The sequence below is a fragment of the Sphingobacterium olei genome, from assembly GCF_005048855.1.
In the GTDB taxonomy this organism is placed as follows: domain Bacteria; phylum Bacteroidota; class Bacteroidia; order Sphingobacteriales; family Sphingobacteriaceae; genus Sphingobacterium; species Sphingobacterium olei.
Map to the genome: position 1 here is coordinate 935,061 of NZ_SUME01000001.1, position 14,932 is coordinate 949,992.

The 14,932-nt window shown below is 38.2% G+C and carries 14 protein-coding genes; 9 read left to right on the plus strand and 5 right to left on the minus strand.

Features of this window, described 5'->3' with window-relative positions; translation table 11 throughout:
* Window positions 1-3 precede the first annotated feature (3 nt).
* From FAZ15_RS04000 to FAZ15_RS04035, 8 genes are all read left to right on the plus strand, one after another.
* Complete coding sequence (locus FAZ15_RS04000) at window positions 4-1,668, plus strand: UxaA family hydrolase (RefSeq protein WP_136899997.1); 1,665 nt, start codon at window positions 4-6, stop codon at window positions 1,666-1,668.
* 10 nt (window positions 1,669-1,678) lie between these two features.
* Window positions 1,679-2,983, plus strand: coding sequence for an alpha-L-fucosidase (locus tag FAZ15_RS04005; protein ID WP_136899998.1), 1,305 nt, complete (start codon window positions 1,679-1,681; stop codon window positions 2,981-2,983).
* 31 nt (window positions 2,984-3,014) lie between these two features.
* Window positions 3,015-4,952, plus strand: a complete 1,938-nt coding sequence (locus FAZ15_RS04010; protein WP_136899999.1) for a glycoside hydrolase family 88 protein — start codon at window positions 3,015-3,017, stop codon at window positions 4,950-4,952.
* Between the two features lie 20 nt (window positions 4,953-4,972).
* On the plus strand, window positions 4,973-5,737 hold the full coding sequence (locus FAZ15_RS04015) for an SDR family NAD(P)-dependent oxidoreductase (protein WP_136900000.1): 765 nt from the start codon (window positions 4,973-4,975) through the stop codon (window positions 5,735-5,737).
* Window positions 5,738-5,926: 189 nt separating this feature from the next.
* On the plus strand, window positions 5,927-6,784 hold the full coding sequence (locus FAZ15_RS04020; RefSeq protein WP_136900001.1) for a fumarylacetoacetate hydrolase family protein: 858 nt from the start codon (window positions 5,927-5,929) through the stop codon (window positions 6,782-6,784).
* Window position 6,785: 1 nt separating this feature from the next.
* Window positions 6,786-7,616, plus strand: coding sequence for an amidohydrolase family protein (locus tag FAZ15_RS04025; protein WP_136900002.1), 831 nt, complete (start codon window positions 6,786-6,788; stop codon window positions 7,614-7,616).
* Between the two features lie 4 nt (window positions 7,617-7,620).
* Window positions 7,621-8,409, plus strand: a complete 789-nt coding sequence (locus FAZ15_RS04030) for an L-fucose dehydrogenase (protein WP_136900003.1) — start codon at window positions 7,621-7,623, stop codon at window positions 8,407-8,409.
* A complete protein-coding gene (locus tag FAZ15_RS04035; RefSeq protein ID WP_238387143.1) occupies window positions 8,409-9,434 on the plus strand; it encodes a zinc-binding alcohol dehydrogenase family protein in 1,026 nt (341 codons plus the stop codon). Before FAZ15_RS04030 ends, FAZ15_RS04035 begins: the two co-directional genes overlap by 1 nt.
* A 33-nt stretch (window positions 9,435-9,467) precedes the next feature.
* On the opposite strand, the gene FAZ15_RS04040 is transcribed toward FAZ15_RS04035, so the two are convergent.
* The 5 genes from FAZ15_RS04040 to panB form a co-directional block, all read right to left on the minus strand.
* Window positions 9,468-10,529 carry a patatin-like phospholipase family protein gene (locus FAZ15_RS04040; RefSeq protein ID WP_136900004.1) on the minus strand — a complete coding sequence of 354 codons (1,062 nt, stop codon included), beginning with the start codon at window positions 10,527-10,529 and terminating at the stop codon, window positions 9,468-9,470.
* 123 nt (window positions 10,530-10,652) lie between these two features.
* Entirely contained in the window at window positions 10,653-11,429 is a 777-nt protein-coding gene (locus FAZ15_RS04045) for a murein L,D-transpeptidase catalytic domain family protein (protein WP_136900005.1), read from the minus strand.
* A gap of 92 nt (window positions 11,430-11,521) precedes the next feature.
* Window positions 11,522-12,571, minus strand: coding sequence for a L,D-transpeptidase (locus tag FAZ15_RS04050; protein ID WP_238387144.1), 1,050 nt, complete (start codon window positions 12,569-12,571; stop codon window positions 11,522-11,524).
* 74 nt (window positions 12,572-12,645) lie between these two features.
* Window positions 12,646-13,254, minus strand: coding sequence for a hypothetical protein (locus FAZ15_RS04055; protein WP_136900006.1), 609 nt, complete (start codon window positions 13,252-13,254; stop codon window positions 12,646-12,648).
* 5 nt (window positions 13,255-13,259) lie between these two features.
* The gene (gene panB / locus FAZ15_RS04060) at window positions 13,260-14,075 is read right to left on the minus strand and encodes a 3-methyl-2-oxobutanoate hydroxymethyltransferase (RefSeq protein ID WP_136900007.1); all 816 of its coding nucleotides are present in this window, start codon (window positions 14,073-14,075) and stop codon (window positions 13,260-13,262) included.
* Window positions 14,076-14,182: 107 nt separating this feature from the next.
* On the opposite strand from panB, the gene FAZ15_RS04065 reads away from it, so the two are divergent.
* Complete coding sequence (locus FAZ15_RS04065) at window positions 14,183-14,926, plus strand: RluA family pseudouridine synthase (RefSeq protein WP_136900008.1); 744 nt, start codon at window positions 14,183-14,185, stop codon at window positions 14,924-14,926.
* Window positions 14,927-14,932 lie beyond the last annotated feature (6 nt).

Here is a 14,932-nt window from a genome sequence, read left to right on the forward strand (position 1 = left end):
AAAATGGAAAAATTGAGACAGGATTTTCTACAGATTCATCCCGATGATAATGTATTGGTTGCCCTGCGTGATCTGCCGGCTGGATATATTGCGCATTTTGCCGGAATGGAAATCAAATTAAAGCAACATGTGCAATCGAAACATAAATTTACAATAACAACGTTAAGAGAAAATAGTGACGTGTTAATGTATGGTGTTCTAGTCGGAAAAACAAATTCAGAACTTCATGAAGGAGAATTAATTACAGTAGACAACTTAAGACACGCATCAGATGATTTTAGGCTTTCAGAGCGAAAAACTCAATGGAGTAGACCCGATATCTCTGCATTTGCAAACCGGACTTTTAATGGGTTTTACAGGAACAACGGTACAGTAGGAACCGCAAATTATTGGCTAGTAATACCGTTGGTATTTTGTGAAAATCGTAACATTCTAACATTAAAATCCGCTTTAGAAGAGAAACTAGGCTATCAAGTTGAATCTAAAGACTACGCTGACGAAGTTGATGCATTAATTTTAAAATATAAAAATGGTGCTTCAGCACAAGATTTATTACAACTTGATTTATCTCCAGCGGGAGAAAAAAAGGGTTCTACCCGCTTATTTGAAAATGTAGATGGTATTAAATTTTTGAACCACGACATGGGATGTGGCGGCACACGTTTAGATTCAGACGCGTTGTGTGGTCTGTTGGCAGGATATATTTCGCACCCGAATGTAGCAGGAGCTACTGTATTAAGTCTAGGGTGTCAACATGCACAAGCGTCTATTCTGAAAGAAGAAATTGCTAAAAGAGATCCATACTTTGATAAACCACTGTATATTTTCGAACAGCAGTTTGAAGGTACAGAACAAGATTTAATGCAAAAGGCGCTCAAAGCTACCTTTGCGGGCCTAGCAGAGGCTAACAAGCAAACACGGCAACCTGCTACGCTAGACAAATTATGCATTGGACTAGAATGTGGCGGATCAGATGGCTTTTCGGGTATTTCTGCAAATCCCGCTCTAGGTTATGTATCCGATATGATGGTCAGTATGGGAGGTTCTGTTATATTGGCCGAATTTCCGGAATTATGTGGAGTAGAACAAGAGTTAAGTGATCGGTGTATTGATGAAGAAACGGCAGAAAAATTTATGTCGTTGATGAAAGTATATAATGCTAAAGCTGAAGCCAATGGATCGGGCTTTTATATGAATCCTTCACCTGGAAATATAAGAGATGGTTTGATTACTGATGCGATCAAATCTGCCGGAGCTGCTAAAAAGGGAGGTACATCACCAGTTACCGCTGTTGTGGATTATCCTGAATTGGCCAATCGACCGGGCTTAAATCTACTATGCACACCGGGGAATGATGTAGAAAGTACGACCGCGGAAGTCGGGTCTGGTGCAAATATTGTTCTTTTCACAACAGGCTTAGGAACACCCACCGGTAATCCCATTGCTCCGGTAATTAAAATTTCGACAAATACGAAGATTTTTGAAAAAATGTCGGATATCATCGACTTAAATTGCGGAACCATTATAGACGGAGAGGAAACCATTGAAGAGGCCGCATATCGTATACTGGATTTTGTCATTCAAGTGGCAAGTGGTGAGGTGAAACCTAAAGCAGTTAAATTGGGCCAGGATGATTTTATTCCTTGGCGCAGAGGTGTATCTTTATAAATTTGAACGCATGAAAAAATTAGTTTTCTTCTTTCTAGTACTAGTTAGCATGAACTCGGTTAGCGCACAGCAGAACTATGTTCCTTCTTCAGAAAACCTAAAAAATAGAGCATGGTTTGAAGACTCTCGTTTTGGAGTTTTTATCCACTGGGGCGTTTATAGCGTTTTAGGGGATGGCGAATGGGTAATGAATAACCAAAATTTTGGGTTAAATGAATATCGTTTATTACCTGATTTTTTTTATCCTATCGCATTTGATGCGGCTAATTGGGCGAAGCTTTTTAAAGATTCGGGTGCGAAGTACATCACGTTCACTTCTAGGCATCACGATGGGTTTTCTATGTGGAATTCTCAGGTTTCAGATTATAATATCGTAAAAGCGACACCTTTTAAGCGAGATATCGTAAAAGAATTGGTAGAGGCTTGTCGGGAAGAGGGTATAAAGGTGATGTTTTACTATTCTCTTTTAGATTGGAGCAGAGATGATTATTTACCTACTGGAAAAACAGGGAAGGGAATAATTGGTCGCGACAGCACCCAAGGTAACTGGGATAGTTACATTCAGTTTATGAAAGATCAATTGACAGAGCTGTTAACAAATTATGGCCAAATTGATGGAATCTGGTTTGATGGTCATTGGGACAAACCGGAAGCAGATTGGAAATATAATGAAATATACAGCTTGATTCATCAATTGCAACCACAATGTCTCATTGGAAATAATCATCACTTAGCGACATTTGAAGGAGAAGATTTTCAGATGTTTGAACGTGATTTACCGGGTCAGAATACTACAGGATTCGGCACCTCTGCCGATCAGGTAGGAAATCTTCCTAAAGAAGTTTGCGGTACAATCGCTGGATCGTGGGGATTTGATATTAAAGACCGCAAGCAAAAAAACTTCAAAGAGGTACTTACCTACTTGGTCAAAGCCGCAGGGTATGGCTCTAATCTCTTGTTGAATATTGGACCTATGCCAAATGGTAAAATACAAGATTATCAACAGGATAGACTTCTTGATCTTGGAAATTGGCTGAGAAAGTATGGTGAAACGATTTACGCAACAACGGGCGGCTTTGTAACTCCTACAGATGAGTATGCGCTGACAAGAAAAGCAAACAAAATTTATATTCATATCTTTAATCCGAATCAAGAAAAAGTGCTAATCAAAGATTTTGTTCCAGAGATAAGGAACATATCAAATTACGACGACAATAAATCAGTGTCGTACGCGCACACAGATTTAGGATTGGAAATATCACTTCCCAAACCAATTGATAAAGAATTCTTAATTTTAACATTGGACGTGAAATAAAAAAAATAGACAACACCTAAACAGTAAACTTATGAACAAATTTTTTCTGCTAATTTTCTTATTAATAGCTTATGATGTTTCCGTCGGACAGAATAGTAATTACAAATGGCAAGTTGATGCGAATAATCAACCTATATCTTATGCTGCAGAATTAACGAAAGCAGTTTTCAAGTCTAGACCTTTCCCTTATAAGGATATAAGTAACCGTCCGAAGTGGACATATGAAACCGGGGTATTCCTGGAAGGTATCCGCTCCGTATGGTATCAGACGGCTGATGGGAATTACTTCAATTATATCAAGGACGCAATGGATACATATGTCGATAAAGAAGGAAATATATTGACGTACAAACACGATGACTATAACATCGATAATATCAAGACGGGGAAAACATTGCTATTGTTGCATAACGTCACCGGACAAAAAAAATACTTTTATGCTGCACAAAAACTACGTGATCAACTAAAAACACATCCACGAACAAGCGATGGCATTAGTTTTTGGCATAAGAAAATCTACCCGCAGCAGGTATGGTTAGATGGTCTATATATGGGACTGCCATTCTTGGCAGAATGGGCTAAATTATATAACGAACCGGCACTTTATGATGATATTATTAATCAGTTTGTTCACATTGAAGAAAAAGCGAGAGATTCGAAAACAGGGCTGATCTATCATGCTTGGGACGAGAGTAAAAGTCAGCTTTGGGCGAACAAAGAAACGGGTAATTCCAAACATTTTTGGGGTAGGGCAATGGGCTGGTATGGGTTGGCTCTAGTTGATGTATTAGAAAATATCCCACAAGATCACCCCAGAAGAAAAGAACTACTGGATATCTTAGATCGTTTTGTCGAATCGATCGTCCGGGTTGCTGATCCAAAGACAGGATTGTGGTACCAAATTTTGGATATGCCTAGTGAAGACAAGAATTATTTAGAAACTTCCGCTTCTAGCATGTTTATCTATACTATTTCTAAAGCGATGGAGCATAAATATATTCGCAAGGACTACTCTCAGGAATTATTCAAAGCATACGATCATCTGATTCGAAATTTTATCGTAAAAGGTGCTGATGGCATTTTTCATCTTAATGGAACCGTATCGGTAGGTGGATTGGGAGGAAAGCCCAACTATAGAGATGGAAGTTATGAATATTATATGAGTGAAAAGGTGGTGCAAGATGACCCAAAAGGTTTAGGTGCATTCATATTGGCTGCAGTAGAAATGGAAAAACGATTGAACGGGTTTCCTGGAAAGGATAAGAAGGTCGTATTAGATAATTTTTTCAATAATGAATACCAAAATAACGTTCTGAATCAGAAGATTAAGTATCATTATATTTGGGATGAAAAAGATAATAATGGTTTTTATCTATTCGGAAAACAGTTCCAAGATTTAGGAGCGGAAATTTCAACTTTAACAACCGCTCCAACTAAAGAAACTTTATCAAATGCGAACGTGTACATCATCGTCGATCCGGACACGAAAAAAGAGACGGAAAACCCTAATTTCATGGACAAAAAATCTATTGACGTGATTAAAAATTGGGTCAAGGAAGGTGGAAATTTGTTATTAATGACAAATGATTATACCAATGCTGAGCTTGATCACATGAACAAACTGTCTGAAGTATTTGGCATCAAGTTCAATAAAGACTTAGAAAATACCGTAACAGGAAGTGAATTTGAAATGGGTTCCTTATCTATTGATCAAGAAAACCCTGTTTTTTCAAATCCATCTAAATTTTACCTTAAGGAGGTAAGTACGCTACAGTTAAAGGGTTCTGCTAAGGCTATAGCATTTAAAAACGGTAAGAATATGATTGCTATCAGTACTTATGGTAAAGGAAAAGTTTTTGCCGTGGGGGATCCTTGGTTGTATAACGAATATACAGATGGACGGAAATTGCCTAAAGAATTTGAAAACTTTAAAGCTGCCAAAGAATTGGCGAAATGGTTATTGGATTAAAATATAGAAAATAAATAGTGATGTCAAAGTTAGCCCATAAAGTAGCTGTTATAACCGGTGGCGGAAGCGGAATCGGAAGAGCAATCAGTGAACTGTTTGCGAAAGAAGGTGCTTCAGTACACATCTTGGATTTAAATGAAGAAGAAGCACAACAGGTGTGTGAGGGAATACTTCAAAGAAAAGGAAGCGGTCAAGCACATAAATGTAATGTATCGAACCAAGAAGAAGTAGCTTCCGTCATTGAAAAAATAGGACGCATAGATATTTTGGTAAACAATGCGGGGATAGCACATGTAGGTAATATAGAAAATTGTGGTAAGGACGATTTTGATCGCATTTTCAATGTAAATGTGAAGGGTGCCTATAATGCCCTATACGCTGTAATTCCATCGATGAAGAAACATGGAGGCGGAGCAATTTTAAATCTTGCTTCTATTGCTGCATGGGTAGGTATTATGGATCGATTTGCGTACTCCATGAGCAAAGGCGCCATCTTTGCCATGAGCCTATCAGTAGCCCGGGATTACATAGCAGACAATATCCGTTGCAACAGTATTTCACCTGCACGTGTACATACACCTTTTGTGGATGGATTTATTGCCAAAAATTATCCTGGTAAAGAGGAAGAAATGTTTGAGAAGCTCTCAAAATCACAACCAATTGGCCGTATGGCACAGCCAGAGGAGATAGCAAAGCTCGCTTTATTTCTTTGCAGTGATGATGCGGGTTTTATTACAGGTAATGATTATCCCATTGATGGAGGATTTATTAAACTGAATAATTAACAACATAAATAAAATACGATGAAACCGAGAGATAAATTATTGATAAATAAGACAATGATTTACATTGAGCTCTCATCGACCCATAACTAATAAATTAAAATACGATGAAACCGAGAGGTAAATTATGATAAATAAGACAATGATTTACATTGAGCTCTCATCGACCCATAACTAATAAATTAAAATACGATGAAACTAATACGTTTTGGTGAACCAGGAAAAGAAAAAATAGGTGTTCAAATCGATGGCAAAAGCTATGATGTGTCGGCCTTTGGGGGAGACTATACAGAAGATTTTTTTGCGAATAATGGCTTAGCTCGACTGGATGAGTTTGTTAAAGCCAATGAAGGTAAATTAATTGAAATTCCTAACGATGTACGTTTAGGTGCTCCTTTTGCCCGACCGTCTAAGATTGTTTGTATCGGTCTAAACTACAAGGATCATGCTGCTGAGACAAATTCTCCGATCCCGGCCGAGCCTATTATTTTTATGAAATCGACTTCATCATTGGTAGGGCCGAATGACAACGTTACGATTCCCCGCAATTCGGAAAAAACCGATTGGGAAGTGGAATTTGGGATTGTCATTGGTAAGAAAGCCTCGTATGTAGAAGAATCTGAAGCTTTGGATTACGTAGCAGGATATGTATTGCATAATGATGTATCCGAGCGTGCATTCCAATTGGAAAGAGGTGGAACTTGGGATAAAGGGAAAGGATGCGACACCTTTGCACCTATGGGACCGATCCTAACAACACAAGACGAAATTCCGGATATCAATAACGTGCGTCTCTGGTTAAAAGTAAATGGTAAAACCTATCAGGATGGAAATACCAGCAACCTAATCTTTTCTGTTCAGCATGTTATTTCATATGTATCCCAGTTTATGACTTTACTTCCAGGTGATGTTATTTCTACGGGCACTCCGGCCGGAGTTGGTTTAGGTTTTAACCCACCAATTTATTTAAAACCAGGTGACACGATAGAATTAGGAGCAGATTATTTAGGAGTTCAGAAACAAGAAGTCATAGCTTATTCAGGAAAATAGTATGCGTATAGATGCTCATCAACATTTTTGGATATATGATAAGGTAAAAGACAGTTGGATAACGGATGATATGGCTGTTATCCAGCGGGACTTCCTACCTAACGACCTTTCGGCTATTTTGAAGGAGAGTAAAATTGATGGAACTGTGGCAGTACAAGCGAGTCAAAGTGCCACAGAAACACATTTTTTGGTCGATCTATCTAAGGTTTATGCATTAATTAAAGGAGTAGTTGGTTGGGTCGACTTGCAAGCTGAAAATATCGATGAACAATTGCAAGAATACAGAAAAGAGCCTATCATCAAAGGATTTAGACATATTATCCAAGGAGAAGAGGATCCGGATTTTATTTTGCGCGAAACTTTTCAACGTGGTATTAAGGCGTTGACAAAATATGGCTATACTTACGATCTCTTGATTAGACCACATCATTTCCATAGTACGTTAGCCTGCGTCGCGGCCAATCCTGAACAGAAATTTGTTCTAGATCATATGGCCAAACCAGATATAAAAAACGTAGGTACACAGGGGTGGTTCGAGTTTATTACGGAGCTAGCTAAATATAAAAATGTAAGCTGTAAGATCTCTGGCCTGGTAACAGAAGCAGATTGGAAAAATTGGAAAGTGGATGATTTTGTACCCTATATTGCTCACACAATTAGTGCCTTTGGTGCAGAAAGAATTATGTTTGGGTCAGACTGGCCTGTCATGTTGTTAGCAGCTTCCTATACACAAGGAATAGAAATACTGAATAAGCACATGGCACCTCTTACAGAAATGGAGCTGGATGCTTTCTGGGGAGGAAATGCTACTAAATTCTATAATTTAAAATAAGAAAATGGATTTAAATTTAAAAGATAAAGTTTTTGTAGTCACGGGTGGTGCCAAAGGTATTGGCCGTGCTATTGTAGTCGCTTTGGCCGAAGAAGGTGCAATCCCGGTTATTGTGGGAAGAAACCAAACTGACAACAACACGGTGAAAGACGAAGTGGCGAAATTAGGAGTTACGACGATCTCGATACAAGCAGAATTATCAAATCCCCAAGATTGTGAAAATGCTGTTAAAGAGACATTAGCCCAATTTGGCCGCATTGACGGTTTAGTAAACAACGCAGGTGTTAACGATGGTGTAGGGTTAGAATCTGGGAATTATGAACGCTTTGTGCAATCTTTGCATAGCAATCTTATTCACTATTATTTAATGGCTCATCATTCTCTGGAGGCTTTAAAGGCATCGAAAGGTACTATTCTTAATATTACGTCAAAAACGGCCGAAACAGGACAAGGAAACACTTCAGCGTATGCTGCGTCCAATGGTGGACGTAATGCACTAACACGGGAATGGGCCGTCGAACTTTTACCTTATGGCATTCGTGTTAATGCAATTGTAGTTGCTGAGGCATCAACTCCTCAATATGATAAATGGATCCAAACATTGGATAACCCGGAAGGGACCTTAACAAAAATCACCAATCGTATTCCGCTGGAACACCGAATGACAACCTCCGAAGAGATTGCCTACACGACCGTATTTTTATTGTCCGACCGCTCAAGCCATACTACAGGTCAACTAATTCATGTAGATGGCGGATATGTGCATTTAGACAGAGCTCTTATTAAAGAATAATGATGAAAACGTTAGTTTGCGAAGAACCTCTTCGCTTCGTCTATAAAGAAAGTATCATTCCTACACTTACAGAAGGTGAAGTATTGATACGGATAAAACGTATAGGTATCTGTGGTACAGACTACCACGCATACCAAGGAAATCAACCTTTTTTTCAATATCCACGTGTGCTAGGACATGAATTATCGGGCGTAATTGATGATTTTAACTTATCGGAGAATGCCAAAGGATTGAAATTGGGAGATAAAGCATGCGTATTGCCGTATTTATATTGTGGAAACTGCGTGGCGTGTCGGAAAGGAAAACCCAACTGTTGTACCTCCATTCAAGTGTTAGGCGTGCATACCGATGGTGGTATGTGCGAATACATTAAAGTCCCGGAGCAGTACATTTTTGTCGATAATGAGCTAAGTTTTAATGAGCTTGCATTGGTCGAACCCTTAGCAATAGGTGCGCATGGCGTAAATAATGCGGATGTCAAAGCAGACGACTATGTGGCAATAATCGGTTCTGGTCCGATTGGTTTAGCGGCTATTAATTTTGCACAGATTAAAGGAGCTAAAATCATTGTTGTAGATATTAATCAAGAACGATTAAATCTATGCAAGACTAAATTTAACGTAGAATATACCATTAACTCCTTGGAAGAAAATACAGTGGAAGCTATTCGACGGATAACAGATGGTGATATGTGTGATGTTGTTATTGACGCCACAGGAAATTTAAAAGCAATTAACAGCTCATTTTATTATTTGGCGCATACCGGAAAATACATTCTGATAGGTTTGCAAAAAGGAGAGATATCATTTAGTCATCCAGAGTTTCACAAACGTGAAGCCACATTAATGAGTAGCAGAAATGCACTCCATAGCGATTTCGACTTTGTGTTAGGGAGCTTGAAAAACGGTAGTGTCAAAGCTGAAAACTATATTACACATGATGTTTCTTTTGATGATATCGCAGATAAATTTGATGGATTAGCTAAGAACCCACAAAAGGTGATAAAGGCGATGATTAAATTTTAAGGAAAGGGGATTGGGGGAGAGGTATCGAAGCGCTTATTCTTTAATTTTCAAGAAATGCCATACGGATTTCTCCCTTCGTTCAATTTCCTTTTTATCCTGTATTAGCTCCGCTGCCAAAGCATCTAAAACTGCTTCATTCTCGCTTACAACTTTATCGGCTAGGGTTACTATTTTATGGATATTGGATTTACTGGCGGCATCCATCGCGGGATTAATAGAAGAGAGGTTTGTAGGCTCTATACGCAGGTAATTATTTGGTTTCTTTACCGATTTAAAAAGCTGTTTTATAAAATAATCATTACTCTCAGAGGAAGAGGACGTCATAATGTCTACCAGAGCTGGACTTATTGAAATAGCCCACTTTTTCTTAAAGTCTTCGTAATTATAGGCATTTTTAGTTACACCTGTTCCTAAGGATAGAATATTCATATCGGTTATCTTGAAGGTATTGAACGTTTTCAAAACCTCAAGGAGCGCCGCTATGGCTGGATTATGTGCGAAAAGGCCACCATCCAATAATGTATAACGCGTTCCCGCTAAAGAGAAAATTTCTGCCACCGAAAAAAAACTTGGAGCTGCAGATGTTGCCCTACATACATCCCGCAACAGGAAGTCTCTGGCATCACCATGACTTAAAGCTTTTTGCTGTCTAAACAAATGATTTTTACGTAATTCTATATTATAGGCTGTAATAATACAGGGCTTGATCAGTTCACTCAATTTGGTGTCACCAAAATAGTCTTGCAGTACTTTTTCTAAAACCTTTTCATCGTACAATTCGCTCAATAGACCAAATTTACCCAAAAACTTTCTCCATTTTTGCGCATTGAATATTTCCTCTCCATGTTCTAAATAAATATCTAATGCCTCCCGCGCGCCAAACTTTGGCTTTTGAGGATTGTCTGGCGAAGGAAATAATAGCAGGGAAATGAAAATCCCTCCGGTACTTGTTCCGGAAAAAAAATCAAAGTATTCGCATATATGGGTTTGAGGATCTCCGCTTAATTTTCTTATTTTATCTTCCAAGGTTGCAACGACCATTCCCGGTATAATACCGCGAATGCCGCCACCGTCAATAGACAATATTCTTTTCATGCAAAGGGATGTTCGGTTATTCTAAGATACGAATTATTTACAATAAATAAGGATGGCTAAATGTAAAAAGGGATAAGATATATACATACCTTATCCCTTTTTTATTTCATTAATAGCTAAATATTAGTTTAAAGATATATTGGAATTCCTTGTTTGCTCTATTTCGTGTTGTGCTAACAAACCTCTTTTTACCGAATGGAGCACCTTAGATTGTGCAATATAATCTTTGTTATCGGCATAGATAAAGAGCATGGTACCTTCTTTAATTGTATTAATTATGGGCTTTGTTACCCCTCTCGGTAAAGCGGGACAACCGTAGCTTCTACCCAATCTACCGGTAGAAGCTATTACCGCGTTACTGCAGTAATCTGCACCATGTATCACCACGGCTCTTGGCTTAGCCTGATCATTAATTCCACGTTCAAGCCCATTTATGACTAGAGAATAACCATTTCCTCCTTGGTATGTATTTTCAGTAACATAGAATCCCAAAGAACTTTGATAAGAGCCGTGTTTATTCGAAAAGGATTTGGCATATTTTTCTCCGCTATTTCTTCCATGCGAAACAATACTATGGTAAAGAAGCTTTTTGTTTTTAAGATCAATGACATACATTCTTTTATCGGTCGACGGAAGTGTAAAATCAATCACCGTAATGATATTTTTATTCTTAATAGGAAGGTTTTCGTATCCTATCATGGCTTGCTCAAAAGCATCAAATTTTAATGTTCCTTCGAGTTTAATTGCTGAATAAAGTTTTTCGATTTCTGTACTATCATCTGTGTTTCCAATAATAGTATCTGTAGGGGTGGGGGTATTTACTGTTTTTAAAGAATTATTTTGATTAGCAAAATTGGTAAAAAACCAAGTTGTAATTAAAATAAAAAGTAGATTTTTCATAGGCGCACATTATCTATTCACTGATTCACAAAACAAAGGTAAAAACCCTATTTTTAGGAAAGTGTTAAGAAATGTTAAGAATAGGTTTGTGTCTAATCGATGACAATTACCAATGAAGCCATTGGCTTCACCAAATCGAACACAAATTTGGCATGGGAAGATGCATTACGCACACACATATGCGATCGTGGAATCGTCCCTAATGACCAACTATATTCGATGATCTTTCCCTTGGGATTATTAACCGGAACGCCGTGTACATAGGCTCCATTCGTGAATCGGCTTGCATATGGGGCAAATCCTTCGATATTTTTTGTGCCGTCTTTTACATAATACATTTTGCTTTTTTGTTCTTGAACCAAGAAAATACCAACAGGGGTTTCCATCGCATGAGGTGGGAGATGCCTTCCCGTTGTCGCAGGATTCATACTTCGGACAATCCAACCTTTGCCCGATTTCTCCAGTGTACAAATGTTTTGATTTGTAACATCAACGACAACAGCATGATAAAAATCAACCGTATCGCCTATTAATTTGACATATCGCCTCGGCACTTCCCAAGCTCCTTCAACGTTTGTTAACCCCTCTACTTTGACCATATCCAGTGTATCGCTGCTCAACAGCTTCACCAAGGAACCGTCTCTTCCGTATATTAAGGGCACTTTTGCGTCACCGACAGCGTATAGGGGAGTAGATTGGTATCTTTCAACGCCCAATGTATCGGAAACACGTTTGTAGGCATTTCGTTTGAAATTTGCAACGACTGGCGCTTCGCGGTTTTTATTTTTATAATTTTGAAGAACAGCGTAATTGATGTCCTGACGTTGAAAATTTTCAATAATCGCCAGTTTCTCTTTTATCTTTTCCCATTGAAATACCCTAACCGTATCTTTATAAGGGTAAGTATCTTCCAACGTGTATTTATCAAATGTCAACTCTTTTGATAGGTTAATGTCCGCCGCAGTTATCGGACGTCTTCTTTCCTCTTCTTCCGCTTTTTTAATACGTTCTATAGAGTCCTTTTTAACGCGTTCTAACGAATCCCTTCTAGCACTCTCTTTTGCTTCCTGCCGGGTTTTATTGTTGCAAGAAACCACTATTGACATTACTAATAATAAAACCGGAAGAAAGGTTAATCTCATATATCGTGCGTTAATAATTGTTTAATATCGTTTTTAGTTAATTGTCACAAGACTCGTGTTGATTATACGCACCCTCATATAACAGGAAACAATTTTGTTTCAACCTCCGTTGGAAAATGCGCCAGTTTATCGAAAAGGACTTTATTTTCAATATTTTCCTTTAACAAATAAGAAATCGTTATCTCTTGTTTGGCTAATATCATTTCGTAATAACCAAATAATATGCCATTATTTTTTTGAACGGATTTAATTTCTTTATACGTTTTAACATCCGTAATCAAATTGAAGACTATTCTATTACCCTCCAATGATTCTATAGTCAGATCATCATTTATTTTGTCATAGAATATGCGTTGATTTCGCGTATGACGGATATGGTTGTTCAATATAAGAAACTGACCGATCAGGTATAAACTGATCGGGAGCATGATTAAAGCGATTTTAAATTTTGTTGCCAAAACCAAAATAATGACCAATAAGAGTATCCCTGTGAATACACTGAATAAGGTTTTCTGAACAATAGCTTTAAGAACGTTAGCGGGTGCTGTAATTTCAATAATACGTAGGGAAGGTTGTATCTTGCCGTAATTGTTACGTATCTGTGTGCCAAACATACGAAGCCTACGCACAATAAAGTACAAGATAAATGCCAATAGCGTAATTACTAAAATTACTTTAACCATACAGATTAATATTGTTCTTTCTCGTTTGGATAGTCTGCTGACTTTACATCTGCTACATACTGTGCAGCTGCATTCGTGATTTCTTCATATAGATGGAGATACTGACGCAAAAACTTAGGTTTAAAGTCTTTCGTCAAACCCAACATATCGTTAACTACCAACACCTGTCCGTCACATGCATTCCCTGCACCGATACCTATCGTAGGAATTCTGAGGGATTTAGTTACCTCTTCTGCTAATTTTGACGGTATTTTTTCCAATACAACGGCGAAACAGCCCGCTTCCTGCAATGCTAGAGCATCTGATTTCAACTTTTCAGCTTCGGCTTCTTCTTTCGCTCGAACACCAAAATCCCCAAATTGATAAATTGCCTGAGGAGTAAGTCCCAGATGTCCGCAGACGGGGATTCCGGCTTGGATAATTTTTTTGATATTATCGATAATTTCTATCCCCCCCTCTAATTTCAGGGCGTGCGCGCCAGATTCTTTCATCATTCTAACGCCTGCATGATATGCATTTTCGACTGATCCTTGATATTCACCAAAAGGCAGATCTACCAATACCATTGCACGGGTAGCTGCTCTAGCAACGGCTGATGCATGGTATATCATATGATCTAACGTGATAGGTAAGGTGGTGTCGTAACCTGCAAAAACATTAGCCGCTGAGTCTCCCACAAGAATTATATCCAATCCAGCGTCATCCAGGGCACGTGCCATAGAATAATCATACCCCGTAAGCATACTTATTTTTTCACCTCTTAATTTCATTTCCTTAATTGTAGAGGTAGTTACCCTTTTTATCACTTTATTTACAGACATAATTTCATTGTTACGTCCCAAAATTAGGAATTTAAAAAACAAACTTCCGATTTAATTCCTAAAAAGCTTTATTTAACAAAGTCATCCTGATTTTGTAGTTTTGTATTATGATTCAAAATGAACAACGTTTATTTAAATTTCCCAAATTCGCAGATTTAATTATTCATGAGGACGACAATTTGATTGTTATCAATAAGCCACCTTTTGTGGCCTCTTTGGATGAAAGGGAAGGAGGGGATATTAACATCTTGCGATTGGCTAAAAAATACCATGATGACGCTCAGGTGTGTCATCGACTAGACAAAGATACTTCCGGCATCCTATTGATCGCAAAAAATCCGGAGACGTACCGCTTAGTAAGTATAGAATTCGAAAAAAGAAGAGTTAATAAAATATACCACGCGATTATCGGGGGTACGCATACTTTCGAAGATTTAAAAGTAGATCTACCCATCCTAAATCAGGGAAACAAAAATGTTTCTATCGACAGAGCGAATGGTAAAGCAGCAGTAACTATCTTTAACACCTTACAATACTTTAAGAATTACACACTGGTGGAATGTAAGCCTATAACGGGCAGAATGCATCAGATTCGCATTCATTTAGCAACACAACATGCCGCAATTGTAGGAGATACCATGTACAAAGGGAAACCAGTTTATTTGTCGCAGATCAAAAAAAGGGGATTTACCCTTTCTAAAGACCAAGACGAACAGCCTATCATCAAGCGCTTTGCATTACACTCCAGGGCAGTAGAATTTACGATAGACGGCAAAAATTATGCATTCGAAGCGCAATATCCAAAAGATTTTGCTACTTTGTTAAAGCAGTTGGAAAAATTTGACAGCTAAATCTCA

Excerpts from the sequence above, each read along its gene's own strand:
- FAZ15_RS04000 (WP_136899997.1), top strand. The coding sequence starts at position 4 with ATGGAAAAATTGAGACAGGATTTTCTACAGATTCATCCCGATGATAAT.
- FAZ15_RS04005 (WP_136899998.1), top strand. The coding sequence starts at position 1,679 with ATGAAAAAATTAGTTTTCTTCTTTCTAGTACTAGTTAGCATGAACTCG.
- FAZ15_RS04010 (WP_136899999.1), top strand. The coding sequence starts at position 3,015 with ATGAACAAATTTTTTCTGCTAATTTTCTTATTAATAGCTTATGATGTT.
- FAZ15_RS04015 (WP_136900000.1), top strand. The coding sequence starts at position 4,973 with ATGTCAAAGTTAGCCCATAAAGTAGCTGTTATAACCGGTGGCGGAAGC.
- FAZ15_RS04020 (WP_136900001.1), top strand. The coding sequence starts at position 5,927 with ATGAAACTAATACGTTTTGGTGAACCAGGAAAAGAAAAAATAGGTGTT.
- FAZ15_RS04025 (WP_136900002.1), top strand. The coding sequence starts at position 6,786 with ATGCGTATAGATGCTCATCAACATTTTTGGATATATGATAAGGTAAAA.
- FAZ15_RS04030 (WP_136900003.1), top strand. The coding sequence starts at position 7,621 with ATGGATTTAAATTTAAAAGATAAAGTTTTTGTAGTCACGGGTGGTGCC.
- FAZ15_RS04035 (WP_238387143.1), top strand. The coding sequence starts at position 8,409 with ATGATGAAAACGTTAGTTTGCGAAGAACCTCTTCGCTTCGTCTATAAA.
- FAZ15_RS04040 (WP_136900004.1), bottom strand. The coding sequence starts at position 10,529 with ATGAAAAGAATATTGTCTATTGACGGTGGCGGCATTCGCGGTATTATA.
- FAZ15_RS04045 (WP_136900005.1), bottom strand. The coding sequence starts at position 11,429 with ATGAAAAATCTACTTTTTATTTTAATTACAACTTGGTTTTTTACCAAT.
- FAZ15_RS04050 (WP_238387144.1), bottom strand. The coding sequence starts at position 12,571 with ATGAGATTAACCTTTCTTCCGGTTTTATTATTAGTAATGTCAATAGTG.
- FAZ15_RS04055 (WP_136900006.1), bottom strand. The coding sequence starts at position 13,254 with ATGGTTAAAGTAATTTTAGTAATTACGCTATTGGCATTTATCTTGTAC.
- panB (WP_136900007.1), bottom strand. The coding sequence starts at position 14,075 with ATGTCTGTAAATAAAGTGATAAAAAGGGTAACTACCTCTACAATTAAG.
- FAZ15_RS04065 (WP_136900008.1), top strand. The coding sequence starts at position 14,183 with ATGATTCAAAATGAACAACGTTTATTTAAATTTCCCAAATTCGCAGAT.